Raw genomic sequence first — 25,953 nt, forward strand, 5'->3', positions numbered from 1 at the left:
CCTTCTGCGTCCCATCTTCCTAAGTTAAGTGCATGGCGCATCAGTACCCGCTCGACCTGTCCCTGCCCGCCCCCTATGCGGCGGCGAACTTTGTCGTCTCCGACGCCAATCGCGCCCTGTTTGACCTTTTGAGGCAGCCCGCCGACTGGCTGAACCCGCATCTGGTGCTGACCGGCCCGGCCGGCTCCGGCAAGACCCATGCGAGCCATGTGTTCGCCGAAACGCACGGCGCGCACTGGCTGAACCCCGGCGCGCCCGTGCCGGACACCGCCACCTTGTTCGTGGTCGATGAGGCCGACACCTTCGATCAGGAGGTCCTTTTCCACCTCTATAACCGCACGGCGTCGGATGGCCGCCTGCTGCTGCTGTCGCGGCAGCACCCGGCGCAATGGCGCATCCGTGTGCCCGATTTCGAGTCGCGGCTGAAAGCCATGCGCGTCATCGATATGCCGGAACCGGACGATAGCTTGCTGAAAAGCGTGTTGAAAAAGCTGTTTGAGGCCCGCGTCATCACGCCGTCTGACGACGTGCTGGAATATCTCAGCCGCCGCATGGAGCGCTCGGTGGCGCACGCCCAAAAAATTGTCACAGGTCTTGAGGCATATGCCAATGGCCGCGCCTTTACCCGGTCGCTGGCGCGTCAATTTATCGAGACGAGTGAAAATATGACTTGGTTCGATGATTGGGATGAGATTTAGTCAGGAACATATAAGAAAATAAGGATTCTGAACCGCTATGCCCGCGTCCGAAACTGTCAATGACATTATCCGCCCGACCGAGTCGGTGGCGGCTGAGCCTCAGCCAGAGTCTCAAATTGACCTGACCTCGGACGAAGCGCTAGGCGATGCGCTCTATATCAACCGCGAACTGTCGTGGCTGGCCTTCAACAAGCGGGTGATCGAAGAGGCCGAAAACCCCCGCCATCCGCTGCTGGAGCGCCTGCGATTCCTGTCGATTTCGGCCAACAATCTCGATGAATTCTACATGGTGCGCGTCGCCGGGCTTCAGGGTCAGGTGCGCGAAGGCGTGCGCATCCTGTCCGAAGACGGCCACACGCCGGCCGAACAGCTTGAGGCGGTCAACAAGGTCGCTCAGGCCCTGATGAACAAGCAGCAGACCATCTGGTCGAAGCTGAAGGCCGAGTTATCGGCCAATGGCCTGATCCTTCTGGACCACAAGGAGGTCACCAAGACGGACGCGGCCTGGCTGGAAAAGCGCTTTCATGAGCAGCTTTTCCCCGTACTGACGCCGCTGGCCATCGACCCGGCCCACCCCTTCCCCTTCATCCCCAATCTAGGCTTCTGTATCGCGCTGAAGCTGCAACGCCGCGCCGATGCCAAGACGCTCTACGCCCTTGTGCCCATTCCTACGGGGGTGCGCCGCTTCTGGGAGATCGGCGGCAATTCGCGCGGTCAGAACACGCGGCGAAAATTCGTCACGCTGGAGGGCATGGTGGTCATGTTCGCGCAGCAAATCTTCCCCGGCTTTGACATTCTGGGGAAGGGCGTCTTCCGCATCATCCGCGACTCGGACATCGAAATCGAGGAAGAGGCCGAAGACCTTGTGCGCGAATTTGAGGCCCTGCTGAAGCAGCGGCGTCTGGGTTCGGTGGTGCGTGTCAAGTTCGGCGCCTCCATGCCCGAAGATCTGCGCGAATTCATCATCGAGCAGTTGCACGCCCAGCCGCAGGACGTGACTATTGTCGATGGCATTCTCGGCATGTCCGAGCTGTCGCAGCTTATCCCACCTGACCGTAACGACCTGAAATTCAAGCCCTATACGCCGCGCTTCCCCGAACGTATCCGCGACAATGCCGGGGACATCTTCTCGGCCATCCGCGAAAAGGACATTCTGGTCCACCACCCGTTCGAGAGCTTTGACGCCGTGGTGCAGTTCCTGCGGCAGGCAGCGCGCGACCCGAACGTCATCGCTATCAAGCAGACACTTTACCGCACCTCCAAAGACTCGCCCATCGTCGCCGCCCTCATTGAGGCCGCCGAGCAGGGCAAAAACGTCACGGCCCTGGTCGAAATCAAGGCGCGCTTTGACGAAGAGGCCAATCTGCGTTGGGCCCGGGCTATGGAACGGGCGGGCGTACACGTCGTCTATGGCTTTGTGGAGTACAAGACCCACGCCAAGCTGAGCGTCGTGGCGCGCCGCGAAGGTGAGGCCTTACGCACCTATTGCCACTTTGGCACCGGCAACTATCACCCGGTGACGGCCAAGGTCTATACGGACCTGAGCCTGTTCACCGCCGATCCGGCTCTGGGGCGCGACGCCATGCGCGTCTTCAACTTCATCACCGGCTATGCCCGCCCGGACGTGATGGAAAAGCTCTACTTCTCGCCCGTGACGCTGAAACAGGGGCTGATATATCTGATCGAGCAGGAAATCGCCAATGCCCGCGCCGGCAAGCCCGCGCAAATCTGGGCCAAGATGAACTCACTGGTCGATCCGGTGATCATCCGCAAGCTCTATCAGGCCTCGCAGGCCGGAGTGCAGATCGACCTCGTTATCCGCGGCATCTGCTGCCTGCGTCCGGGCGTGGCGGGCTATTCCGAAAATATCCGCGTCAAGTCGATCGTCGGCCGCTTCCTGGAGCACACGCGCATCGTCTGTTTCGCCAATGGCCACGCTCTGCCGTCAGATCAGGCGCGTGTCTTCATTTCGTCCGCCGACTGGATGAGCCGCAATCTGGACCGCCGCGTCGAAACCCTGATCCCCGTCGATAACCCGACCGTGCACCGTCAGGTGCTGGATCAGATCATGGTCGCCAACCTCAATGACGAGGCGCAATCGTGGAACCTGTCGTCAGATGGCACCTACACGCGCTTTGACACGACCGGCCTCGATGCACCCTTCTCGACCCACGAATACTTCATGACAAACCCGTCGCTGTCCGGTAGAGGTCGCGGCGTCAAGGATCTCCCCCAAGCGTTTGATCATGTCGGTGCCCGAAAGTAGCTTTGCCCCCCTTCCCATCGCGACGGCCCTGCTCGCCGCCTACTACACGGCCGTCATCGACATCGGGTCGAACTCGGTGCGTCTGGTTATCTATCGCATCGAAGGGCGCTCGATCTGGCCGGTGCATAACGAAAAGGTGCTGGCCGGGCTGGGGCGCGAACTGATGCGCAGCGGTCGCCTGAGCCCATCGGGTTGCCGCGACACGCTGATTGCGCTGAAACGCTTTCGCTTTATCGTCGATTCCTATCCCCTGTCTCAGGTGCACACCGTCGCCACCGCCGCCATCCGCGAGGCCGCGGACGGCCCGGGCATGGTGCAAAGCATCGAGGCCGAAACCGGCTTTAAGGTCCGCGTCCTCAGCGGGGCCGAAGAAGCCTATTATTCGGCGCTGGGCGTGCTGTGCGGCCATGACGATGCGGTTGGCGTGGTCGGAGACCTCGGTGGATCGAGCCTTGAACTGATTGATCTGCAAGGTGAAAACGCCTTTAAAGGCATCACCCTGCCTCTGGGGCCATTCGCTCTGGGGGCTCCGGCGGCGGTCGATATCGACAAGACTCTGACGCGCATCCGTGAGGTTCTGACGCCGCACAAAGATCGCTTTCAGTTTGCAACTTTTCATGCGGTCGGTGGTGCGTGGCGCAACCTCGCCATCATCTGGATGCAGAAGGCCAACTATCCGCTTCAGATCGTTCAGCAGTTCGAGCTGCCCGCGCGCGAAGCCCTCAATATCTGCCGCCTGATCGCCACGCAGTCGCCCGCCTCGCTGGAGCGCATCCGAGGCGTCACCAAGCGACGCATGGAGCATCTGGCCTATGCGGCTCTGGTGCTTCAGGCCCTGATCGAAACCTTTGGCTTCGACACCATCAACTTCTCGGCCAACGGTCTGCGCGAAGGCGTTCTGTTCGAGCAACTGCCGAAGGACGTGCAAAAGCGTGACCCGCTGATCGAAGGCTGCGCTGCCCTGGGCGCGCGTCAGGGCATCAGCAACGATATGGGGCCGGCTCTGGCCCAGTGGGTGTGCGATTTCTATGATACGGCCTCCGGCATTGACATACCGGATGTGCGCCTGATCCGCGCGGCGGCCAAGCTGGCCGATATGGGAGCGCTTCTGCACCCCGACCACCGCGCCGACCTCGTCTGTGATCAGGTGCTGCGTGCGCCTATTCCGGGGCAGAATCACGCCGAGCGCGTCTTTCTGGCCTGTACCCTGTTCACCCGTTATTCGGGAGACGCCTACACCAAGGAGCCGGTGCTGATCAGCCGCATTCTGGGCGATGACGGGCTTGAGCGCGCCACGCGGCTGGGTCTGGCCCTGCGGTTGGGCTGCGATCTGTCGGCCAAGTCGGGCGCCCTGCTCAGCCACGCCCACCTGACGCAACAGGGCCGTGATCTGGTGCTGGAGGCCAAGAGCGGCTGGGAAGACCTGCTTTTGGGCGAGCAGACCAAAAAGCGCGCCAAGGCACTGGCCAATGCGCTGAAACTCAACCTGAAAATGGGAAGTTATTAGGCCTCACAACAAAGTTGCCCAACAAGCTGGGCAACTTTGTTGTGCGAGGTTAGTGGTCTTTTCTCCTCCCTGTTGGGCAGCAATGGGACCGGGCCGCCGGTGCGGGTGGGTTTTGGGCACGGAGCGACAAAAACCGGAGGGGGGTGACACGGAAAAAGGCCAGAGGCGCAAGCCTCTGGCCTTTTGCAATTTCGATATTCAGTGCACGGAACAACGGAAGAGTCATGCCCACTCCGCCTCGCAAGCTCGGCACCTCCCCCGTACGCTTTGCTACAGGGGAGGAGCAAACCCTACTTACCGGTCAGTTCCTTCACCAGCGCCTTCTGGTCATAGACCTTGTCCAGCGCCTCAAGGATGGCGGTTGAGGCCACGGTGACGGTGCGACTGATCGCGCCGTCGTAATAATAGGCCCCACCTAAGCTATGGATATTGCCGTCAAAGGCCGCGCCCACGACTTCCGCCTTGGCATTGATCACCGGTGAGCCGGAATTGCCACCAATGATGTCGTTGGTCGAGGAGAAGTTATAGACGATCTTCGGGTCGATCTTGCCCTTGGCAGCGGCAAACTTCGGCGACAGCTCATAGGGGTCATTGCCGGTCGCACGGTCATAGAGGCCGGCAAACTGTGTAAAGGCCGGCACGGTCTGACCGCGATAGGTCCAGCCCGTCACCTTGCCGTAGGACAGGCGAAGCGAAAAGGTCGCGTCCGGATAGGTCGAATTGCCATAGGCCTTAAAGCGGATCTTAGCGACCTTTTCGGCTGCGATGCGCGTCGGGCCCGAAACCTTGGCCTCGTATTCCTTGCGCAGCGCCAGCGCCTGATCATCAATTCGCAGCGCATACTGGATCATCGGGTCGTCAGAGGCCTGAATGGCCGCCAGACCGCCGTCCCACAGGGCCTTGCGGACCGCCGGATCACCCAGCTTCGTGCCTTCGATCAGGCGCTTCGACAGGCCTTCGGGCGATTCCTTACCCAGCATCAGCTTGGTGATGGCGTTGTCCGTCGTCAGGTATTCGCGGGCCTTGAGCAGGCGGAATTCGAGGAAGATGCGCTCATGCGCCGGGATGATGTTCGACTTGTCCAGCAGGCGCTTTTCGACCAGCGGCAGGCGCGTATCGGCAAATTCCGGCAAACGCTCGGCCGACGGCTTGGCGCGCTCCTTGGCGGCACGCACCAGGGTGCGGGCATAGGAGAAGAGGCTCGACGAATTGAGCGACGAGTCGAGGAAATAGTAGGGCAGATAGAGGTCCTTGGCCGTCACCTGAACCGCCGCCAGATCGGCCCACGGATCACCATAGAGCGCCTTGTCTTCTGCGCTCATACCAGCCTTTAACGCGGCCTCTTCGGCGCGCTTGGCCTCCATGACCCTGGGGTCCTGAAGCGCCAGTTGCTGACCGTAGAAGACTTTGAAGCCGTTCTCGAGGCTGGTCAGGGTATCGACCGTGATCTTCTTGTTGGCTTCGGACTCGGCACCAAACTGGATCAGGCGGCCGCGCAGTTCCGAGCGCATCAGTTGCTGCGTCGGGATGGTCACATCACGCAGGGTCTCAAGCTGAGAGACGGTCAACAGGCGGCTGGTCGAACCGGGGTTGCCGGCCACCAGAACCAGTTCGTTCTCCTTCGGCGCGGTAGTGGCGAATTTGAGGTGCTGCGGCGTCTTCACCGGCTGACCGTTTTCGTACAGACGCAGGAAGCCGGAATCGAGGTTGTAGCGCGGGAAGTTGAAATTATCGGGGTCGCCGCCGAAGAAGCCCGCCTTATATTCCGGATAGAAGACCAGACGCACATCGGTATAGCGGCGGTACTTATAGAGCTTGTACTCACCGCCCTGATAGAAGCTGATCACCTGACAGCGGATCGTCTTATCGTCGCCGCAACCCGCTTTTTCCAGTTCCGCCGACTTGACGTTCTGCGCCTTGACGAAGTCAGCGCCACTCAGGCCCTTGGTCGCGGCGTTGATGTCCCTGGTCACATCGGTGATCGACAAAAGGATTTCCGCCGTCTGACCGGGGCAGGTCTTTTCCTCGGTGCGGGCCTTGGTCAGGAAGCCGTCATTGACGTAATCGGTCTGCGGCGTGGACAGGTCCTGCGCACAGGCAATCACGCAGTGGGCATTGGTCAGGACCAGACCGTCCGGCGACACGACCGAAGCCGAGCAGCCCGACAGGCGCACGGCCGCGGCCTGCACCTTGTCCATCCACGCCTTGTCGAGCGTGACGCCATAGGTTTCCTTGACCTTGGCCGTCGGGAAGTTGTCGAAGGTCCACATGCCTTCGTCGGCCAGCGCCGTGCCCGGCGCGGCAGGAGCCATGACGGCAGCCAGCGCAAAGGCGGCCCCATATGTGAGGACGGATTTCAGCGACATACAAGCGCATCCTGTGTAAATTTATAACAGGCTGCGGACTTTACATGAGCGCCTTTGTTGCGCAAGAAACCTTAACGGCGGCCAGATTACATTTTTGTTAGAATATCCCGGACCGCGGCGGGATAAAGCCGGTGTTCCTCTGTCAGCACCCGCGCCGCCAACGTATCGGGCGTATCGCCCTCAAGGATCGGCACGCGGGCCTGAGCGATCAAAGCCCCTTCGTCCACCCCGGCGGACACCCAGTGGATGCTGCACCCGGCCTCGGCATCGCCCGCGTCTATCGCCCGTTCGTGGGTGTGCAGGCCCTTGTATTTCGGCAGCAAGGACGGGTGAATATTGATCATCCGTCCTTCCCACTGCGTCACCAGCCAAGGGGTCAGGATACGCATATAGCCGGCCAGACAGATAAATTCGACGCCGCGCGCCCGCAACTCAGTGTCAATGGCGCGCTCATGCGCTTCGCGGTCCTTGCCGAAGGGCCTGTGATCGACGGCCAGCGCCTCAATGCCTTGCGACGTCGCCCACTCAAGCCCGGCAGCGGCAGGGTCATTGGACACCACCACAACACATTCGGCCGGAAAGTCCGGGGCTTTGGCGGCCTCGACAAGGGCCATCATATTGGACCCCCGCCCGGAGATGAAGATGGCGATTCTGGTTTTCATAGTCTCAAACCCTCCCTTCTCCCTTAAGGGAGAAGGTGGCGCGCCAGCGCCGTATGAGGGGGAACCGGGGGTCAAAAGCCCCCTCACCCCAACCCTCTCCCTTAGGGAGAGGGGGTTGACATTACCCCGCGACCAGCTGGCCGCAGATAAAGGCGTCTTCGCCCGCATTGAGCAGCGCCGCCAGCACGGCGTCGGCATTGTGCGGCTTCACATAGAGCACAAACCCGACGCCACAGTTAAAGGTGCGCAGCATTTCGTGTTTGTCGATATTGCCCGTCTGCATCAGCCACTGGAAGACCGGCGGGAAGGTCCAGCCGTCGAAATCGAACTCGGCCTTAAGCCCCTCAGCAATGGCGCGGCCGGGGTTTTCGATCAGGCCGCCGCCCGTGATATGCGCGCCACCGGTCACCAGACCCGCCTTCATCAGCGGCAGGACCGACGAAATATAGATGCGCGTCGGCTCGAGCAGCGCCTGAGCCAGCGACTTTTCGGTGGCAAACGGCGCATCGTCAGCCCAGTTCAGGCCCGACCGCTCGACTACCTTGCGGATCAGCGAATAGCCGTTGGAGTGCGGCCCCGACGACCCTAGAGCGATTATCAGGTCACCCGCCGCCTGTGCCTCCAGCTTAGGCAGCACCTTGTCACGGTTGACCGCGCCGACGCTGAACCCGGCCAGATCATAGTCTTCGCCCTCGTACATGCCGGGCATTTCGGCGGTTTCCCCGCCCACCAGCGCGCAGCCCGCACGCTTGCAGCCTTCGGCAATCCCGGCCACCACGCGGCGCGCCGTATCGACGTCCAGCTTCGACGTGGCGTAATAGTCGAGGAACATCAGGGGCTCAGCTCCCTGCGCCAGCAGGTCGTTGACGCACATGGCCACCAGGTCGATGCCCACCGTGTCGTGGCGGTTGGTGTCGATGGCGATGCGCAGCTTGGTGCCCACACCGTCCGTCGTGGTGACGATCAGCGGGTCGTCATAGCCCGCGGCCTTGAGGTCAAACAGGGCACCAAACCCGCCCAGACTGGCTTCGGCACCGGGGCGGCGCGTGGCCTTGGCCAGCGGTTTGATGGCGTCCACAAGCGCTTCGCCCGCGTCGATATCGACGCCGGACTGGGCATAGGTAAGGCCGTTGGATTGGGGCTCGGTCATAAAACTAACCTTAAGTATACGCGCCGGAAAGCGATTTGAGGGTGATTTGCGCGCTCTATAGCGGGCTTGACGCTTTTCGTCCCGTAAAAACTTGCTATAGCTATTCGCAAAATCGTCAAATCGTGCGCCGGGCAGCCGCCGTGCGGTCCTCTCTTTTCATCGCCGTGGAAAAAGACGGGCATCCCCGTCGCGCTTCACGCACAAAGTCGTATTTATGCCCACTATCACCACGACCGCCGCCCTCACCGACTTCTGCGCCAAAATCGCCAGCGCCCCGTTCATCACCGTCGATACGGAGTTTATGCGCGAAACCACCTACTGGCCCAAGCTGTGCCTGATACAGGCGGCGTCTGAGGAGCACGCGGGCATTATCGACCCCCTGTCCCCTGACCTTGACCTGAAGCCGTTTCTGGACCTGCTGACCGATCCGGCCATCCTCAAGGTCTTCCACGCCTGCCGTCAGGATGTTGAAATCTTCAACAATCTGGGGGCCATGCCCGCCCCGGTCTTCGATACGCAGGTCGCGGCCATGGCGGCGGGCTTCGGCGATCAGGTGGCCTATGATTCGCTGGTCCGTCAGGTGATCAAGGTCGATATCGACAAGGGCTCACGCTTTACCGACTGGTCGCGCCGGCCTCTGTCCGAGCAGCAGTTGCAATACGCGCTGGGTGATGTGACGCATCTCGCCAGGCTCTATCCGAAGCTGGTCGAAAAGCTCAAGGCGCAGAACCGCTACGAATGGGTCGCCGCCGAAATGGCCGACCTGACCGATCCGAAGCTCTACAACACCTCGCCCGACGACGCCTGGCGGCGGCTGCGTCCGCGCAAGCCCTCGCTGAAATATATGGCGGTGTTCAAAGAGGTCGCGGCGTGGCGCGAGCGCGTGGCGCAGGAGCGCGATCAACCGCGCGGCCGTATCCTCAAGGACGAGGGCGTGGACGAAATCGCCACCCAACTGCCCACCGATGCGGCGGCCTTTGACCGGCTGCGCTCGACGCCCAAGGGCTTCGGGGCGTCCAAATTCGGCATCGAGCTGTGCGACGTAATCCAGACGGCTCTGGCTGAGCCAGAAAAATACGCCCCTAAGGTCGATAAGGCCCCGCCCCCGGTGCAGGTTCCGGCCAGCGTGGTGGAACTGCTGAAGGTGCTGCTGCGCGTGCGCTGCGAAGACGAAGGGGTGGCCCCGAAGCTGATCGCCTCTGTGGCAGATCTGGAAAAGATCGCGCTGGACGATAAGGCCAACGTCCCCGCGCTCGAAGGCTGGCGGCGCAAGGTGTTCGGCGACGACGCCATCAAGCTGAAAAAAGGCGAGCTGGCTCTGGTGCTCAACGGCACCCGCGTCGAGGTGGTCGAACTGGATTAGATTCGCGGCCGAAGAATTTAGCCACGAAAAACACGAAAATCACGAACAACGCGGTCAACATTTGGCGCGCCGCGTTGGGCATGAAGTCCTGCCACAATGACAGCAGGCCCTTCGGGCAAAAAGGGGGGAGCCTTTTTGTGCTTTTCGTGTTTTTCGTGGCTAAATAAAAAACCCCGCCGGGCGCACCGGCGGGGTTTTTAAGTTTCGGCAATAAGCCTCGGATTAGCCGACGATTTCGGCTTCCGAGAAGAACTGCGCGATTTCGATGGCGGCGTTTTCGTCCGAGTCCGAACCGTGCGCGGTGTTTTCACCGATCGACAGGGCGAACAGCTTACGGACGGTGCCTTCGGCGGCCTGTTCCGGGTTGGTGGCACCCAGCACTTCGCGGTACTTGGCGACGGCGTTTTCGCCTTCCAGAACCTGAACAACGACCGGCGCGGCGGTCATTTGCTCAACCAGTTCACCGAAGAAGGGGCGCTCCTTGTGGACGCCATAGAAGCGCTCGGCCTGAGCCTTGGTGAAGTGAACGCGCTTCTGAGCGACGATGCGCAGGCCGGCGGCCTCGATCACGGCATTGACGGCGCCGGTGATGTTGCGGCGGGTGGCGTCGGGCTTCAGGATGGAGAAGGTGCGGGACATGGGAAATCCGTTTTGTCTTGCGTTTAGGTTGGGGCGGCTTATAGCGAGGCCGACGGCTTACGCCAACCGCTTTTTTACGACGTTTTTTACAGTCTCATGCTTCAGATCACCAACCTGACCTACGACGCTTATGGCCGTCGCTTCTTTGATGGCGCCAGCCTGACCCTGACGCCGGGAACCAAGGCCGGTCTGGTGGGGCTGAATGGCGTCGGTAAATCGACCCTGTTCGGCCTGATTTTGGGCAAGTCACAGCCCGGCGGCGGCGAAATCACCACGCCCAAAGGCTGGCGCGTAGCCAGCGTCGATCAGGAAATCGCCGCTTCACCTCAGCACCTGATCGACGCGGTGCTGGCCATCGACACGCGCCGCGCCAACCTTTTGAAGGCGCTCGAAACCGCCGATCCGATGCAGCAGGCGGAAATCCACCACGACCTCTACGCCATTGGCGCGGATCGTGCGCCGTCACGCGCCGCCGAAATCCTCAGCGGTCTGGGCTTTTCCAATGCTGACCTGACGCGCCCCATCTCGGATTTTTCCGGTGGCTGGCGGATGCGCGCGGCGCTGGCCGGGGCGCTGCTGGCCGAGCCCGACCTGCTGCTGCTCGATGAACCGACCAACTATCTCGACCTCGAAGGGGCATTATGGCTGGAAGCCAAGCTGAAACGCTACCCCAATGCCGCCCTGATGATCTCGCACGACCGCGACCTGCTCAACGAGTCGGTCGATGCCATCGTGCATGTGGTCGGGCAAAGGCTCGACTACTACAGCGGCAATTACGATAATTTTGAGCGGATGCGCGCCGAAAAGGCCCGCCTTAATGCCGCCAATGCCGCCAAGCAGGAGGCCGAACGCGCACACCTTCAGGCCTTTGTCGATCGGTTCAGGGCCAAGGCGTCGAAGGCCTCTCAGGCGCAGTCGCGCATGAAGAAGCTGGAAAAGCTGCCGCCGATTGCCGCCAATATTCAGGACCGCGTGGCCCCCTTCCGGCTGCCCTCGCCCGAAAAGGAACTGGCCCCGCCGATCCTGCGTCTGGACGATGCCAGTGTTGGCTATGGGGATACGGTCATTCTTCGGAACATCAACATCCGGCTCGATCCCGATGATCGGATTGGGGTTTTGGGGGTCAACGGGGCCGGTAAATCGACCTTTGCCAAGCTGCTGGCCGGGGCGCTGAGCGAGATGCACGGCACGCAGTGGCGCGACCGCCGCATGACCGTCGCCTGGTTCCATCAGCATCAGATCGAGGCCATGGACCCGGAGGACACGCCGCTGGAAATGATGCGCCGCGCCCTTCCGGATGACACGGAGTCTAAACGCCGCGGACGTCTGGGCAGCTTCGGTATGACGGTTGAAAAGGTCGAGACCAAGGTCAAAGACCTATCGGGCGGTGAGCGCGCGCGCCTGCTGCTCAACATGGTGGCGATGGACGGCCCGCACCTGCTGATCCTCGATGAGCCGACAAACCACCTCGATATCGACTCGCGCCGCGCCCTGCTGGATGCGCTGAACGATTATGAGGGGGCTGTGCTGATCATCACGCACGACCGCTCACTGGTCGAACTGGTGGCGGACAAGCTGTGGCTGGTCAATGACGGGACGGTGAAGACCTATACCGGCACGATGGACGACTATGCCAAGCTGGTGGTCGAACGCGCCAAGACGGCCACCCGCGAAGAGGCACAAGCGGCAGCCAAAGACAAGCCGGCCAGCGTCAATACCAAGGAGGCGCGCAAGGCCGCCGCCGCCGCCCGAAACGCTATCGCGCCGCTGAAGAAAAAGGCCGATGACCTTGAGCGTCAGATTGAGACTTTGGGTAACAAGATCAAGATGATCGACCTGAAACTTTCGGACCCGGACATCTATGTGAAAGCCGCTACAGAAGCGGTTAAGCTGGGCAAGGAAAAGGCCAAACTCGAAGACGATCTGGTGAAGCTGGAAGGCGACTGGATGGAGGCCGCCGAGGTCTATGAAACGGCCAAAACCGAGGCAGGGCTATAGGCTTTGGTGACGAATTAACGTTTGCGATTTTCCACCTAGCCATTTTATGGGGAGGTGCCGAGTTTACGAGGCGGAGGCGTACCTTACGGACGGTAATACCCCTCCGTCAGCTTCGCTTCGCTCGCTGCCCCCCATGATATGGGGAGGAGAGAGGCGTGCAAATTGCGAGATTTGCGGCGAATAGCAGGAGCCTAGCGCCGTAGGTACGCTTGTACCTGAAAGCGGCGGCGACGAACTAGGCGCCCAAAGACCGCAATTTGCCTAACCGCAGGTGACAGACTTGATGATCCCCGTATCCGTATCGAAGATGATCGTCTGACGGTCGGCGCGGTAATCCATGGTCGCCGCGCAGGTCGAACACAGGACACGGCGCTTTGAGGGCTCCAGCGGCACCGGGATCTGGGTGCGCGGCTTGCCCACCAGATATTGCAGGCCCTTGGCCTCACACTTGTCTGTATCGACCGGCTTGAATTCCGGTGGTTTTTGCGGTGTCGGACGCGAGACGGGCGGCGGCGACGGGGGCGACACCGGTGCCGGGATTGGTGTCGAACAGGCGGCCAGTAGCAGCAGAGCCGAACCGGTTGCGATCTTTTTCATCATTGCACCTTCTCCCAACGACCGGCGTCGTTTTGTTTCCAGTAGGCCAGATCAAGATTTCGGGCTTTCAGCGCCTTCCATTGGGCGCGCGCCCAGTTCAGATGCGTTTCGTCTTGCCCCTCGAACAGGATCAGACACCTCTGATACGGCGACAGTTCGGGCAAATTCATGGCGGAGACCGAGAACAGAACATCAGCCGCGTTGGCATTGCCCCCGCTGTCGCCCAGCAGCACCGGTTGGCGCGCCGCCTCAGGCTCGCTCTCCAACCCATGCGGCAGGAAGGCCTCATCACGGTACGCCCACAGGTGCTGATCCAGCCCCACCAGCATATCACCCGCCTCACCCAGCACATAGGCCTTCCAGCCCTTTTGAAGGGTTTTCTCCAGCAGGTCCGGCAGGGCTGCCCTCAGCGGCGTTCGCTCAAGATGATAGAACCAGACCTGAGTCACGGTATCTTTTGCTCTCTTGTCAAAGGGGGATGTGAATTATTGCTCGTAATAGGTTTCAACCAGCGCATTCAGCGTGCGCACGCCAAAGCCTGTGCCGCCTTCTGGCACGGTGGTCAGGCGCTGCTCATTGGTCCACGCCGTCGGAGCGATATCGATATGCGCCCACGGCACATCATTGACAAAGCGCTGAAGGAACAGGGCCGCGGTGATTGAGCCCGCCGGACGGCCGCCGATATTGCGGATGTCGGCGATTTTTGAGTCGATCTGCTTTTCGTACTGCGGCGGAAGCGGCATACGCCACGTATTTTCCGACACCGACTTCGACGCGCTCGCCAGTTTATCGGCAAGATCGTCATTGTTGGAGAAGACGCCGGCATAGTCCATGCCCAGGGAAATAATCATCGCCCCCGTCAGGGTGGCCAGATCAATCATGAACTGCGGCTTGAAGCGGTCCTGACAATACCACAGGGCATCGGCCAGAACGAGGCGGCCTTCGGCGTCCGTATTGATGACTTCGATCGTGGTGCCCGACATGGCCTTCACCACATCGCCTGGACGCTGGGCATTTCCGTCGGGCATGTTTTCGACCAGACCGACAATACCCACCGCATTGACCTTCGCCTTGCGCCCGGCCAGCGCCACCATGGCCCCCACCACGGCCGCCGAACCGCCCATGTCCCACTTCATATCTTCCATGCCCTCGGCGGGCTTGATCGAGATACCGCCGGTGTCAAAGGTCACCCCCTTACCCACAAAGGCCACCGGCTGCTGCGCACCTCCCGCGCCGTTCCACTGCATGACGACTAGCTTCGATTCCTTACGCGAGCCCTGCCCCACACCTAGAAGCGCATTCATGCCCAGCGCCTTCATCTCGGCCTCGCCCAGCACTTCGACGATAAGGCCCAGCTTCTCATAGCCCTTGATGAGTTCGGCATAGGATTCGGGATAGAGGACGTTCGGCGGCTCGGACACGAGATTGCGAGCCAGTATGATCCCCTCAGCGACCGCCTTCAATGGTTGATACGCCGCTTCAGCAGCCGCCACATCCGGCGTAACTAGCATGATGGTCTTCAGCGCCGGAAGCTTGTCTAGCTTGGCCTGACCAAAATACTTGTCGAAGCGGTAGGACGCGAGCGTCAGGGCAAAGCGCACCGTCGCCACCTCTTGCGCGGCGAAGCCTGACAGATCGAGCGCCACCGAGGTCAGACCCGATGCTTTCAGGCCATGCCACAGGCTGCCGGCCACCGATTCGAGCGTCTGGCCTTTCAGCTCGTTCAAAGGCCCAGCCCCCAGCGCCACCAGAGCGGCGTAGGCCTGATCCGGCGCGGCCGATACCGTTTGCACCTTGCCTTTCGCGCCGGTAAACCCGGCCTTTTTCAACGCTCCGGTGAAGTGGCCGCCGGTGGCGGTCTCCAGCGCCTTCGCGGCGGCGCTCAGACTCAGGCCCTCGCCGACCACGACGGCCAGGGCGGTATCGGCGGGAAAGGTGGCGGACAGTTCGATCTGCATGGAAACTCCATATAATGCCAACGGCCGAGCCTGCTGAGCGCATCCGGCTATTGTAGAACGAGAGAGGGGCGGGTCACGCACATGCCCCTTGGTCTTTCAAGGCAGGGGCCCGCAATCTGCGCCCGTTTAAGCACCATTTGCCCAGCCGTGGCAAGGCGGTCACAGTTCCCTCAGGGCAAACAAACAACCGATTTTTCCACTGCACTGCGGTAGATGGCTTGCTATTGCCTGTGTATGCGGTCAAAACAGACCGAGTAGATGGTGCGCGGCCATGATGTCGGCAAGGCCGACGTCTAAGTGCCATCTTTGTTCCTTTTAAACTTTTTCAGGCTGGCAATTGCGTACGATCGAAGGTTACATCTCGCGCCAGATGCGCACGCCGATTCTCGGGGCGATTGCCGCCCTGACGGCTATCGCCATTCTGTCGCAATCCCTGACCCAGTTTGACGTCATTGTTGAGCGAGGCCAGAGCCTGAGCACCTTCCTGAAAATCACATTTCTCGCTCTGCCGCAGCTTTCGGGCCTGATCTTTCCGGTCGCAATCTTTGTGGGCACGCTGGTGGCGCTCAACCGGATGCACAATGACCATGAAATTGTGGCCGGCTATGCCAACGGCATGTCCTTGTGGCGCATCGCCTCACCAGTGGTGCGCTTTGGCGTCTATATCACCCTGATGGGCCTGCTGATGACGCTATTCATCCAGCCCGCCGCCTCACGCGCCATGCGGGAAGAACTGTTCAAGATTAAGACTGACGTAATTGCCGCCGCTGTTCGCGAAGGCGATTTCTCGACAACGCCGTCGGGAATGACCATCTACGTGCAGCGGATTGATCAAAGCGGCCTGCTGCGGCAAATCTTCATCCGCACACCCGGCCCGCATGGTCTTGACCGCACCTATTTGGCGCGTGAAGGCCGCGTCATCACCCCGGTCAAAGGCGGACAGGTTCTAATCCTGCGCGACGGATCGACACAGCAATTGTCGCCGGAAGGCGTTCTGAACCACCTCACTTTTGCCGAATACTCTTTTGATATCTCGCAGTACGTGATCTCGGAAGACTATCTGCACTTCAAGGATTCCGATCGCTTCCCGCACGAACTCTTCTTCCCGAACCGCGCCATGGAGTGGGAAAACGGTAACTGGACGAAGCTAATGGCCGAAGGCCATGCGCGCATTTCCGGCCCGCTGTATAATCTGGGCTTTTGCCTTCTGGCGATTGTGGGGGTTTTGGGCGGCGCGTTTAGCCGTCAAGGCTATGGGAGGCGTATCGCCACGGTGTCGTTTATCGCCGCGGGGTTACGCATCGTTGGCTTCGCCATTGAAGCCGGTTGTGCCAACACGCCAGTGCTCAATATCATGCAATATGTCGTGCCAGTGGCCCTAATCTGGGTCTGTTTGTCCATCATTCATAAGAACGACCGTACCTGCGTACGCGGCAAATCGAAGCGCACGCAAAACCTGACGGAACTGACGCCCATCGGAGGTCAGGCATGAACCCCGTCACCGCTACCCTGAACCTGCTGGCCTATGTCAATCCGTGGCGTCGTGAGCGCCTGACGACCTACATCATCACGCGCTGCCTGATGGCCATAGGCACGGCACTGGTGGTGGTCTCCAGCATTATCTTCCTGATCGACTACGTAGAAATTTCGAAGTCGCTGGGCCAGCGCGGGGACCTGAGCAGCTTGCAGATCGTCGGTCTTTTGATGCTGAAATCGCCCAATATCATTCTGGTCCTGCTCCCCTTTGCCTTTCTATTCGGCACCCTGTCGGCTTTTGTGGGCCTGAATCGCCGTTCCGAGCTGATCGCTATGCGCGCCGCCGGGATGTCGGCCTGGCGCTTTGTCCTGCCTGCCGCCGGCATGGCGGCGATTTTGGGCGCGCTGACCGTAACCGTTCTAAGCCCGGCGGCCACGGTGCTGGCGGACCAGTATGACCGCTTTGCCGCTCAGCAGTCGCAATCGGACACCCGTGCGAAGACGGGCGAAATCTATTTGCGGCAGGGTGACGGCAAACAGCAGACTGTTATCCACGCCCGCGAACAGAGCGAAGACGGCCGCCTAATCGACGCCAGCTTCTGGACCTTCTCGCTTGATGAAGCGGAAATCCCGCGTTTCCTGACACGTATCGACGCGTCGGAAGCGGTGTTGCGACCCGGCACCTGGCAGCTCAAAAGCGCGCGGGTCAGCAAACCGGGCGAGACAACGCTTTATTACAATACCCTGTCGATCGGTTCAAACCTGAGCCCGGAGCGGGCCTTCAACCGCTTTGCTGCGCCGCAATCCACCAACTTCTGGCAATTGCCGGGCACGATAGCCCAGATCGAATCCTCAGGTTTTTCCGCGGCGGGTTACGTACTGCGCCTGAATCAATTGCTGGCCACCCCGCTGATGTTCGCGGCCATGACTGCGCTGGGGGCCGCCTTCAGCCTGCGCCTAATGCGGATTGGCGGGCTGGCGCGCCTGACCCTGTCGGGTATCGTGCTGGGCTTTATGGTGTTTTTTCTTAACCAGCTCTGTGGCTCACTGGGAAAGGCCGAGGTCATCCCTGCCTTTCTCGCCGGCTGGGCTACCCCCTTCGCCGCGTTTTTGACGGCGATGACATTGCTTGTTTATACTGAGGACGGTTAGGGCATGGAGTGCGACGTTTGCGTCTCACGGGCAACACGCCCGAGACCAAACGTCAATATTCGTCGCCGTCCCCGCCGTCTGACAACCTTTAATTAGCCAGATCAGCCGAAGCGTTTGTCCCGCGTTCCATCCCATCAGGTACACCGACAATGAGAAAAGCGTCGCTCAAACTGAGCGTAGGAGTCCTGACCCTTGTGGCCGCTGGCGTCGTCAGCAGTCAAGCCGCTGCGCGCCCGGATGCCGAAGCGAACGGTGACGTGCGGCTCAAAGGCGTTCGCTTTTTCGCCGATGAGACAGACCTCACCGCACCGACGGTGGAAGCGGTGGCAAAACCCGCGCCCGTGGTGGCGACGTCCTCTCCCCTCCCCGCGCCCCGCTCTAAGCCGTCCAAAGGCGCGGCTTCAGCGGTCTACGTCGCCCGCGGCACGGCCGAAACCGTCGCAGTCAGCCCTTCCGAAGCGCCCAAGGTGACCCGCCCCCGGCGTTCCAGCACTCCCGCCGCCGAAAGCGTGGCCTTGCCTGCCATCACTCTGGCCCAGACAGACGCCACGGCTCAGCCGCTGCCCGCGCCCATGGTCATGAATACGCGCCTGAGCGACGAACAACTCCTCAAGGCCGAACGCGACCGCCTGAATGGCAAGGACAATCTCGCCGACAGCAAACCCGCCGATCCGCCCCTGCCCGACGATGGACTGGGCGAAGAGGGGGCCTTTATTACTGCCGATGAAGTCACTTCGCCCGAAGAAAACATCATGGTCGCCCGCGGCAAGGTAGAAATGCGCTGGGAAGGCCGCCTGATTCGCGCTGATGAAGTCCGCTACGATCAGACGACGGGCAAGACGGTGGCCACCGGCAATGTGCAGACGATCAATCCGGATGGTTCGGTGCAATACGCCGACCGGCTTGAGGTCGATAACGAACATACCTCCGGTACCGGCGACCGTATCGCCTATATCGACACCGAGCAGTCCAAGCTGTTCGCCAACAAGGTGGAACGTCTGGACGAACAGACCAACCGTCTGAGCGAAGCCCTTTTCACGCCCTGCCAACTGTGCGTGAAGAACAATGTGACGCAGGAGCCGACCTGGCATATTCAGGCCAGTTCGATCACGCAGGACAAGAAGCATCGCGTGGTGATCTACCGCAACGCCGTCATCAAGGCCAAGGGCGTGCCGGTCTTCTACATGCCTGTCCTGTGGCACGCCGACGTGACGGCCAAGCGCAGCTCCGGCTTCCTGATGCCCAAGCCCGGTTTTTCGGGACGGCGCGGGGCGACGCTGGAACTGCCGTACCTGTGGGCGGTATCGCCCTATACGGACATCATCATCAGCCCGGAATTTTCAAGCAAGCTCAATCCGCTTCTGTACCTCGAACTCAACCGCCGTTTCTATTCCGGCGATCTGCATAGCCGCTTTGGCGTCACCAATGAGCGCTTTTTCGACAACAAGGGCCGCAAATGGGGCGATAGCGCCACCCGTGGCTTCATGCTGGTCGACGGCAAGTTCGATATCAACGAAGTCTGGCGCTGGAACTTCACCGCACAACGCGTGTGGGACAAGACGAGCAACGGTCTGGTGTCGTGGTCAAATGACAGCAATGGTACATCGGTTTCGACGCCCATCGCGGTGAATCAGCCGATCTCGAACTTCTACGAACGCTATAAGGTCGATGAAGGCTTCCCCTATGCCGGCGATTTTTCGAGCAATTCGCGCCGCCTGATCAGTCAGATCAATCTTGTACGTCAGACCGATACGGCCTTCTTCAGCGCCTCGCTGTTTTCTTTCCAAAGCCTCGCGATTGCCGGTCAGCACCGCCTGAGTTCCGATCTGGCTTCTAGCCCGGTTCTCTATCTAGCGGAACGCGACCAGACACAACCTGCCGTCGCGCCGATGGTCGACGCCTACTGGTCGCCGGATAAGGAGATACTGGGCGGGCGTCTGACCCTGTCGGCCAATGCCGTGTCGATTATTCGCAAGGCGACGCCTTCGACGGATATTTTTCTGGCCCCCGACATCGCCGATCCGAGTAATCGCGGGTCCGTTGATACGGCGCGCGCCAATATCGGTCTGTCGTGGCGGCGCGACATGGTCACCCCCGGCGGCATCAAGGTCGCGCCATTCCTCGACGCACGTCACGACGAATACTATCTGCGGGACTATTACAAGACCGGATATACCCTGCAAACCGGCGAAGAGGATACTCGGCGGGTCTCACGCAGCCTGGGCACGGTCGGCCTCGACGTCTCCTACCCGCTGCTGCGCAAGTTCAACGGCCTGACCATGATCATCGAGCCGATCGCGCAACTGGCCCTGTCGCCCGATTCGCAGGTCGAGCCCTTCCTGACCAATGAAGACTCCAACGCGTTCGAAGTGGATGCGACCACCCTGTTCAAGGTGAATCGTTCGCCCGGCTTTGACCTCTATGAAGGTGGCAAGCGGCTGAATCTCGGGTTAAAGACCCAGTTCAGTTATGATTCGGGCCTGCGCATCTCCACGCTTCTGGGGCGCGCCTTGCGTCAAAATCCGGAAGAAAACTTCTACCGCACCTACAAGGTCGGCAACCAGACCTACAAATATGATGCCTCCAGTCTGGCCAATACCAAATCAGACTGGGTTGTGCAGGCCGAGGTCGATACGGGCCGGGGCCTGCGCCTTTATACCCGTCAACGCATCGGCGACGATGCCACGATCCGCCGGAGCGAAACCGGGGTGAGCTATTTCAGCGCCAATACGCAGCTCACCCTGCGCCACCAGTACAACAACACGGCTCTGGTTGGCCTGAAGAACAGCTATAATCTCACCGTCGTCGATGGTGAACTGGTGCCGACCGTGGGCTACCACGACTTGCAACTGTTCGGACAGCACTTCTTTAACTCCCGGTGGGGCGTCTCGGGGCAGGTCAGCCGTGACCTGCTGCGCGAACGCTGGCTGCGTTCCGAAGCCTCCGTCATCTACAAAGATGACTGCGCGCGCTTTGAACTGGTCTATCAACGCGACGAGACGGCCCTGCTGCAACAGATCCCCGGCAAGGCCAGCGAGTCTATTTCGGTTCGGATAAGTCTTGCCACATTGGCGCCATCGGACGATGATTTTGTCAATGTACGCTAAGAGCCGTATGGTTTATAGATTGCCCGACCCGGCCGCAGCGCCGCTTTGTTGAAAAGATTAAAACGACGACATGACCTCCGTTGCCTTCCGCCGTTCCGCGCTGCTGCTTTGCACCTGCCTCACCCTGTCGGGCCTTCCGGCCGTCGCGCAGACGACCGCTCAACCGGCGGCGCAGGCGCGCCCATTGGGCGAAGGGGTCGTAGCGCTGGTCAATGACAAGCTGATCTCGTCCTACGATCTCAAGCAGCGTATGCTGTTGCTGATCATCACCTCGGGTGTGCAGGTCACGCAGCAGAACTACGCGGCTTTCCAGCAGCAGGCCCTGCGCGCTCTGATCGACGAGCATCTGCAACTAGCCGAGGCCGACCACTTCAAGCTGAACGTCTCCGATGAGGAGATCGACGAGGAAATCGCCAACATGGCGCAGCAGTCGGGCCTGTCGAAGGATCAGCTTCTGGCCGAACTGAAGCGCGCCGGCATCGAAGCGCAGACCCTGCGCGATCAGATCAAGGCTGAAATCGCCTGGGGGCAACTGGTCAATGGCCGCTTCCGCCCCAAAGCCCGCGTCGGCAAGGATCAGGTCGATGCCTTCATGACCAAGCTGACCGAAGACAGCCAGAAGCCGCAGTATCTGGTGGCCGAAATCCTAATCGATCCGGAAGTCGCCGGTGGCCAGAAAGAGGCCGAGGCCGGAGCGCAGCAGCTGTTCGATCAGATCGCGCAAGGCGTCGCGCCGTTTCAGTCGGTGGCACGGCAATTTTCCAACGCCCCGTCGGCGGCCAATGGTGGCGACGCGGGCTGGCTGGTCTCCGGCACCATCGATCCCAAGATCGAAACTGTGCTCAAGGGCATGAATCCGGGGCAGATGACGCGTCCGATCGTCACCGACGAAGGCGTCTATATCTATTACCTCCGCGAAAAGAAGGAAGGCAAGGCCGACGCCAAGGTGCGCCTGAAACAGGCCGCCGTGCCGCTGACCGGCGGGGATTCGGCCATGCGCGCACTGGCCAGCTTCCGCGCCAAGTATCCGACCTGTGATGCCCTCAATAACGAAAAAGGCAATGGTCAGGTCAGTGTCGCCGATCTCGGCTTTACGGCCCTCAGCGACTTAAAGCCGGAATACGCCTCGGCCCTGCAACCGCTCAAGGTCGGTCAAAGCACTGAGCCGATGAAAAACACCATGAATATCAATGTGGTCTATGTCTGTGACAAGACCGCCGCCGGTGATGACGTCCCTTCGCGCGAACAGGTCGAACAACGCCTGACGCAGCAAAAGGTCGCCATGCTGGGCCGTCGCTACCTGCGTGACATCCGCGACGGTGCCACCATCGAAAGCCGGTAAGGGCGTTGCGCCCGTCCGTTACAGCACCACTGGTCCTCAGTCTGGGTGATCCCTGCGGCACCGGACCGGAACTGGTGCACAAGGCGTGGGCGGCTCTGCGGTCACAGACGCAATACGCTTTTACGGTTCTGGGCGATGCCGATCTGCTGGCCTCTCTGGGGCCGGTTCAGCGACTCACTGATCTGTCCGATGCCATAGCGGCCTTTCCTGACGCCCTGCCGGTCCTTGACCGCCCTCTAAGCGCCCCCCCTCTTCCTGGTAACCCCGATCCGGTTCACGCGCCGCACATTACGAGCTGGATACGCGAAGGTGTCGAACTTTGCCTGTCCGGCGCGGCACGCGGCCTTATCACCGCCCCTATCGCCAAGTCGGTCCTCTACGCCTCGGGTTTCGCCTTTCCCGGCCATACAGAATATCTGGGTGACCTGACCGCCGCCGCGCCCTATCCCGGCACGCGCGGCCCGGTGATGATGCTGACCGCCCCTGATGCCGTCAATGAAAGCGCCCTGCGCGTTGTGCTGGCCACCATACACACCCCCCTGTCCGAGGTGAAGGCCCACCTGTCGGCAGAGACCGTTCGCACCCTTGCCCACGTCACCCACGAAGCCCTGATCCGCGACTTTGGCGTGGCCAAACCGCGGCTGGTGCTGGCCGGGCTTAACCCCCATGCGGGTGAAGACGGCACCATCGGGCGCGAAGAGGTCGATCTGTTGCAGCCGCTGGTGGCGGCCCTGTGCAACGAAGGACTGGACATCTCAGGTCCCCTGCCCGCCGACACCCTGTTTCACGCCGAAGCCCGCCGCACCTATGACGCGGCCCTGTGCCTCTATCACGATCAAGGCTTGATTCCGCTCAAGACACTGGACTTCTGGGGCGGCGTCAATATAACCCTCGGCCTGCCCCTCGTGCGGACGTCTCCGGATCACGGCACCGGTTTTGCCATTGTCGGCAAAGGCATAGCCCGCCCCGACAGCCTGATCAACGCCATCCGGGCCGCCCACGACATCAGCCTGAACCGAGCACAAACCTACTAAATGACCCTGCCCTCCCTCCGCGAAAGCCTCGAAGCCCACGGCCTTATGGCCAAAAAGAGCTTCGGTCAGCACTTCCTGCTCGACCTCAATGTGACGCGCAAGATCGTGCGTCTGGGGCAGGAAGGCGGCAACAGCTTTGACGGTCAGGTGGTGATCGAGGTCGGCCCCGGTCCCGGCGGCCTGACACGTGCGGCGCTGGAAAGCGAGGCCACCTATGTGCTGGCTGTGGAAAAGGATGCGCGCTTCATCGACTTGCTGACGGAGTTGGATACGGCCTACCCCGGCCGCTTCGGCGTGGTCGAAGCCGATGCGCTGAAGGTCAATGAACCTGCCTTGCTGGCGGAACGCGGCCTGCCGCCGCAGGCGCATCTGGTCTCCAACCTGCCCTATAATGTTGGAACGCCGTTGCTGATCAAGTGGTTGACCGGCCCGTGGCAGCCCAAATCCCTGACCCTGATGTTTCAGCTTGAGGTCGCTCTGCGCGTCGTGGCCCCGGTCGGTGACGACGATTACGGCCGTCTGGGGGTTATCTCTCAGGTCCTGTGCGTCTGTGAAAAGCTGATGGACCTGCCGGCGCGCGCCTTCACGCCGCCGCCCAAGGTCGATAGTGCCGTGGTGCGCCTGATCCCCAGAGCCGAGCGCCCCGACGCGCGCGTCATTCACAATCTGGAAACCCTCACGGCGGCCGCCTTTGGCCAGCGCCGAAAGATGCTGCGAGCCTCATTGAAAGCGCTGGGCGGAGAGACCCTGCTGGCCAAGGTTGGGATTGATCCGACCCTGCGTGCTGAAAACATCAGCCCGGCGGACTTTTTGCGGTTGGCAGAGGCGCTTTAAGGTCTAGAGCATTCGTCGGCTCCGTTGAGCCGCCGGATGCTCTAATTTTTTGTAACGCCTCATGCTTTTTTCCGAAAAGTGGTGTCCACTTTTCGGCATGAGGCTCTAGGGCCAGTTGGCCCCAAACCCATTACGGTCCGCACCCACTCCGACAGTGCCTTTTGCTCCCAGTTACGGGGAAGGGCCGTGGCCCTTCGGCCTTCAAAACCGCTTCCACAGGCCGATAGTTACGGCGCTGGATTTCGGCACGTTCTCGCCGCTGACCGTCTGACGCAGGCCAAACTGCACGCCCAGCGTCTGTTTGGCATCGAAAAAGCGCACGGCGCTGGTTTCCACGTGCATCCATTTGGCTTCAAAACCGTTCAGGCGATCCGTTTTGCCCGCAAACACCTGAGCCATCACGATCCATTTAGGCGAAGGCCGCGCCCCAACAGTCATATCCACCCGCCACTGATCGGCATTTGACCCATTGCGGGCGCGCCGGGCGACCTGCGCATCGACGAACATCGGCACCTTGCGCGCCCCAAAACTATGGCCACCATAGAGGCGCACTTCGATATCCGGGTCCTCATCACCGGGCACCGAGAACTCATCGCGCCGCCCCTTGCCGAACCCATCCAGCGACACACTGGCGCTCAGCGCACTGTTTTCCGAGCGATAGAGCGGAGTTTTCAGCCCGATTTCCACAGAACCCAGACCTGAGAAACTGTTCACAGAGGTTTGAATATCCTGAATATTTGCCTTGGCAAACACACTCAGCAGGTCGTGGACACCGCGTTCGGCAAAGACCGTCACGTGCTTCTCTTCCCAGTGCGGCAAATCAATCGCCGCCGCGCCCGACGCGTCGAAGCCCTTGCTGGCGCTGACCACCTCAGCCTTGACGATGACTTCGCTCGCGCCGGTATCCGGCCCCCAGGCGGAGGCGCAGACGGACGCCGGCCACAGGGCCAGCATCAAAGCCAAAATCCACCGCCCCCACCTGCGCAAACCTGCCCCCTTTTAGCGATCCCAGCCGGGATAATGACGCTCCAGCCGCCGTATCAGCCCCGGCCACAACAGACCGGAGACAAAACCCACTCCGGCCCCTAACGGTGCCACCTTGTCCTGGACGTCCTGCGGCGGCTCCAGCACGCCGTCGCGTCCGGCCGACAGAGCGGCAATCTGCTGCCGACAGGCCTGCTCCAAAAAATAGATCAGGGTAAAGGCTTCGGCCGCCGAGGCACCATAGGCCAGCGCCCCGTGGTTGCGCAACAGCATGATTTTCTTTTGCCCCAGATCGGCGACGATACGCTGCCGCTCATCGTGATCAAGCGCCACCCCCTCATAGGCGTGATAGGCCAGATGCGGCCCCAGCAGCAGAGCGTTTTGCGTCAGGGGCAGCAGGCCCTCCTTTTGCGCCGATACGCCGGTCATGGCGTCCGTATGCAGGTGGATGACCACATGCGCATCCGGGCACGACGCGTGCAGAGCGCTATGGATGATGAACCCCGCCGGATTGATAAAGGCGTCGGTCGCGCCCACGACCTGCCCGTCGAGATCGACCTTGACCAGGGCCGAGGCCGTCATCTCTTCGAAAAAAGTGCCGTAGGGATTGATCAGAAAGTGATCGACCGAAGACACCACCGGCCCATCGGGTCCGGCCACAAGCGAGTCCTTCGCCGGGACGCGGGTCGAAATATGGGTGAAGATGCTGTCGTCCCAACCAAACATGGCCACCAGACGATAAAGTGCCGCCAGATCTTTACGGATGGCCCATTCGGCGGGGCTGATCAGCGGATGCGTCAGAGCGGTTTCAGTGGTCATG

General features: G+C 61.0%; 20 protein-coding genes. 11 read left to right on the top strand and 9 right to left on the bottom strand.

The genetic code is table 11. The features are described 5' to 3' along the window. Window positions 1-32 precede the first annotated feature (32 nt). The 3 genes from ASTEX_RS14975 to ASTEX_RS14985 are packed head-to-tail and all read left to right on the top strand — an operon-like array spanning window position 33 to window position 4,471. Window positions 33-698: a P-loop NTPase family protein gene (locus ASTEX_RS14975; RefSeq protein ID WP_013480476.1), complete on the top strand. Its 666-nt coding sequence runs from the start codon at window positions 33-35 to the stop codon at window positions 696-698. Between the two features lie 37 nt (window positions 699-735). Beyond that, complete coding sequence (locus ASTEX_RS14980; protein WP_013480477.1) at window positions 736-2,964, top strand: RNA degradosome polyphosphate kinase; 2,229 nt, start codon at window positions 736-738, stop codon at window positions 2,962-2,964. Next, a complete protein-coding gene (locus ASTEX_RS14985) occupies window positions 2,945-4,471 on the top strand; it encodes a Ppx/GppA family phosphatase (protein WP_013480478.1) in 1,527 nt (508 codons plus the stop codon). Before ASTEX_RS14980 ends, ASTEX_RS14985 begins: the two co-directional genes overlap by 20 nt. Window positions 4,472-4,761: 290 nt before the next feature. On the opposite strand, the gene ASTEX_RS14990 is transcribed toward ASTEX_RS14985, so the two are convergent. From ASTEX_RS14990 to purM, 3 genes are all read right to left on the bottom strand, one after another. Beyond that, window positions 4,762-6,837 carry a S46 family peptidase gene (locus tag ASTEX_RS14990; protein WP_013480479.1) on the bottom strand — a complete coding sequence of 692 codons (2,076 nt, stop codon included), beginning with the start codon at window positions 6,835-6,837 and terminating at the stop codon, window positions 4,762-4,764. 86 nt (window positions 6,838-6,923) lie between these two features. After that, the gene (purN, locus tag ASTEX_RS14995; protein WP_013480480.1) at window positions 6,924-7,499 is read right to left on the bottom strand and encodes a phosphoribosylglycinamide formyltransferase; all 576 of its coding nucleotides are present in this window, start codon (window positions 7,497-7,499) and stop codon (window positions 6,924-6,926) included. A gap of 121 nt (window positions 7,500-7,620) precedes the next feature. Then, window positions 7,621-8,649 carry a phosphoribosylformylglycinamidine cyclo-ligase gene (gene purM, locus ASTEX_RS15000; RefSeq protein WP_013480481.1) on the bottom strand — a complete coding sequence of 343 codons (1,029 nt, stop codon included), beginning with the start codon at window positions 8,647-8,649 and terminating at the stop codon, window positions 7,621-7,623. Window positions 8,650-8,863: 214 nt separating this feature from the next. Here purM and rnd point away from each other — a divergent pair, with 214 nt between their 5' ends. After that, window positions 8,864-10,012, top strand: coding sequence for a ribonuclease D (rnd, locus tag ASTEX_RS15005; RefSeq protein WP_013480482.1), 1,149 nt, complete (start codon window positions 8,864-8,866; stop codon window positions 10,010-10,012). A gap of 222 nt (window positions 10,013-10,234) precedes the next feature. Here rnd and ndk read toward each other — a convergent pair whose 3' ends face one another. Beyond that, window positions 10,235-10,651, bottom strand: a complete 417-nt coding sequence (gene ndk / locus ASTEX_RS15010) for a nucleoside-diphosphate kinase (RefSeq protein ID WP_013480483.1) — start codon at window positions 10,649-10,651, stop codon at window positions 10,235-10,237. Window positions 10,652-10,747: 96 nt separating this feature from the next. On the opposite strand from ndk, the gene ASTEX_RS15015 reads away from it, so the two are divergent. Next, the gene (locus ASTEX_RS15015) at window positions 10,748-12,649 is read left to right on the top strand and encodes an ABC-F family ATP-binding cassette domain-containing protein (RefSeq protein WP_013480484.1); all 1,902 of its coding nucleotides are present in this window, start codon (window positions 10,748-10,750) and stop codon (window positions 12,647-12,649) included. Window positions 12,650-12,910: 261 nt separating this feature from the next. On the opposite strand, the gene ASTEX_RS15020 is transcribed toward ASTEX_RS15015, so the two are convergent. Genes ASTEX_RS15020 through ASTEX_RS15030 form a run of 3 tightly spaced genes read right to left on the bottom strand, consistent with a single transcriptional unit; the run spans window position 12,911 to window position 15,204 of the window. Beyond that, window positions 12,911-13,249: a proteinase inhibitor i78 gene (locus ASTEX_RS15020; protein WP_013480485.1), complete on the bottom strand. Its 339-nt coding sequence runs from the start codon at window positions 13,247-13,249 to the stop codon at window positions 12,911-12,913. Beyond that, complete coding sequence (locus ASTEX_RS15025; protein ID WP_013480486.1) at window positions 13,246-13,695, bottom strand: DNA polymerase III subunit chi; 450 nt, start codon at window positions 13,693-13,695, stop codon at window positions 13,246-13,248. The genes ASTEX_RS15020 and ASTEX_RS15025 overlap by 4 nt, the downstream gene beginning before the upstream one ends. A gap of 36 nt (window positions 13,696-13,731) precedes the next feature. Continuing rightward, the gene (locus ASTEX_RS15030) at window positions 13,732-15,204 is read right to left on the bottom strand and encodes a leucyl aminopeptidase (protein ID WP_013480487.1); all 1,473 of its coding nucleotides are present in this window, start codon (window positions 15,202-15,204) and stop codon (window positions 13,732-13,734) included. A 337-nt stretch (window positions 15,205-15,541) separates the two neighbouring features. Between ASTEX_RS15030 and ASTEX_RS15035 the strand changes: the two genes are divergently transcribed. The 6 genes from ASTEX_RS15035 to rsmA all read left to right on the top strand — a co-directional run bounded on the left by ASTEX_RS15035 (window position 15,542) and on the right by rsmA (window position 24,149). Further along, on the top strand, window positions 15,542-16,696 hold the full coding sequence (locus ASTEX_RS15035; protein ID WP_013480488.1) for an LptF/LptG family permease: 1,155 nt from the start codon (window positions 15,542-15,544) through the stop codon (window positions 16,694-16,696). Further along, window positions 16,693-17,832, top strand: a complete 1,140-nt coding sequence (locus tag ASTEX_RS15040) for an LptF/LptG family permease (RefSeq protein ID WP_013480489.1) — start codon at window positions 16,693-16,695, stop codon at window positions 17,830-17,832. The genes ASTEX_RS15035 and ASTEX_RS15040 overlap by 4 nt, the downstream gene beginning before the upstream one ends. 149 nt (window positions 17,833-17,981) lie before the next feature. Further along, window positions 17,982-20,939 carry an LPS assembly protein LptD gene (locus tag ASTEX_RS15045; protein WP_013480490.1) on the top strand — a complete coding sequence of 986 codons (2,958 nt, stop codon included), beginning with the start codon at window positions 17,982-17,984 and terminating at the stop codon, window positions 20,937-20,939. 70 nt (window positions 20,940-21,009) lie between these two features. Continuing rightward, entirely contained in the window at window positions 21,010-22,281 is a 1,272-nt protein-coding gene (locus ASTEX_RS15050) for a peptidylprolyl isomerase (RefSeq protein WP_013480491.1), read from the top strand. Window positions 22,282-22,286: 5 nt separating this feature from the next. Further along, window positions 22,287-23,315 carry a 4-hydroxythreonine-4-phosphate dehydrogenase PdxA gene (pdxA, locus tag ASTEX_RS15055; RefSeq protein ID WP_013480492.1) on the top strand — a complete coding sequence of 343 codons (1,029 nt, stop codon included), beginning with the start codon at window positions 22,287-22,289 and terminating at the stop codon, window positions 23,313-23,315. Then, on the top strand, window positions 23,316-24,149 hold the full coding sequence (gene rsmA / locus ASTEX_RS15060) for a 16S rRNA (adenine(1518)-N(6)/adenine(1519)-N(6))-dimethyltransferase RsmA (protein ID WP_013480493.1): 834 nt from the start codon (window positions 23,316-23,318) through the stop codon (window positions 24,147-24,149). A gap of 201 nt (window positions 24,150-24,350) precedes the next feature. Here rsmA and ASTEX_RS15065 read toward each other — a convergent pair whose 3' ends face one another. Beyond that, window positions 24,351-25,112 (bottom strand): hypothetical protein, encoded by a 762-nt coding sequence (locus ASTEX_RS15065; RefSeq protein ID WP_144004751.1) that lies wholly within the window; start codon window positions 25,110-25,112, stop codon window positions 24,351-24,353. 36 nt (window positions 25,113-25,148) lie between these two features. Further along, window positions 25,149-25,952 (bottom strand): class II aldolase/adducin family protein, encoded by an 804-nt coding sequence (locus tag ASTEX_RS15070; protein ID WP_013480495.1) that lies wholly within the window; start codon window positions 25,950-25,952, stop codon window positions 25,149-25,151. Between the last annotated feature and the right edge of the window lies 1 nt (window position 25,953).

The sequence above is a fragment of the Asticcacaulis excentricus CB 48 genome (assembly GCF_000175215.2).
GTDB lineage: Bacteria > Pseudomonadota > Alphaproteobacteria > Caulobacterales > Caulobacteraceae > Asticcacaulis > Asticcacaulis excentricus.

What these genes read in the sequence shown, in the direction of transcription:
- ASTEX_RS15045 (WP_013480490.1), top strand. Translation starts at nt 17,982, where the DNA reads ATGAGAAAAGCGTCGCTCAAACTGAGCGTAGGAGTCCTGACCCTTGTG.
- ASTEX_RS15030 (WP_013480487.1), bottom strand. Translation starts at nt 15,204, where the DNA reads ATGCAGATCGAACTGTCCGCCACCTTTCCCGCCGATACCGCCCTGGCC.
- ndk (WP_013480483.1), bottom strand. Translation starts at nt 10,651, where the DNA reads ATGTCCCGCACCTTCTCCATCCTGAAGCCCGACGCCACCCGCCGCAAC.
- ASTEX_RS15020 (WP_013480485.1), bottom strand. Translation starts at nt 13,249, where the DNA reads ATGATGAAAAAGATCGCAACCGGTTCGGCTCTGCTGCTACTGGCCGCC.
- ASTEX_RS15015 (WP_013480484.1), top strand. Translation starts at nt 10,748, where the DNA reads ATGCTTCAGATCACCAACCTGACCTACGACGCTTATGGCCGTCGCTTC.
- ASTEX_RS15050 (WP_013480491.1), top strand. Translation starts at nt 21,010, where the DNA reads ATGACCTCCGTTGCCTTCCGCCGTTCCGCGCTGCTGCTTTGCACCTGC.
- rnd (WP_013480482.1), top strand. Translation starts at nt 8,864, where the DNA reads ATGCCCACTATCACCACGACCGCCGCCCTCACCGACTTCTGCGCCAAA.
- ASTEX_RS15070 (WP_013480495.1), bottom strand. Translation starts at nt 25,952, where the DNA reads ATGACCACTGAAACCGCTCTGACGCATCCGCTGATCAGCCCCGCCGAA.
- purN (WP_013480480.1), bottom strand. Translation starts at nt 7,499, where the DNA reads ATGAAAACCAGAATCGCCATCTTCATCTCCGGGCGGGGGTCCAATATG.
- rsmA (WP_013480493.1), top strand. Translation starts at nt 23,316, where the DNA reads ATGACCCTGCCCTCCCTCCGCGAAAGCCTCGAAGCCCACGGCCTTATG.
- ASTEX_RS14980 (WP_013480477.1), top strand. Translation starts at nt 736, where the DNA reads ATGCCCGCGTCCGAAACTGTCAATGACATTATCCGCCCGACCGAGTCG.
- ASTEX_RS14990 (WP_013480479.1), bottom strand. Translation starts at nt 6,837, where the DNA reads ATGTCGCTGAAATCCGTCCTCACATATGGGGCCGCCTTTGCGCTGGCT.
- ASTEX_RS15040 (WP_013480489.1), top strand. Translation starts at nt 16,693, where the DNA reads ATGAACCCCGTCACCGCTACCCTGAACCTGCTGGCCTATGTCAATCCG.
- purM (WP_013480481.1), bottom strand. Translation starts at nt 8,649, where the DNA reads ATGACCGAGCCCCAATCCAACGGCCTTACCTATGCCCAGTCCGGCGTC.
- ASTEX_RS14975 (WP_013480476.1), top strand. Translation starts at nt 33, where the DNA reads ATGGCGCATCAGTACCCGCTCGACCTGTCCCTGCCCGCCCCCTATGCG.
- ASTEX_RS14985 (WP_013480478.1), top strand. Translation starts at nt 2,945, where the DNA reads ATGTCGGTGCCCGAAAGTAGCTTTGCCCCCCTTCCCATCGCGACGGCC.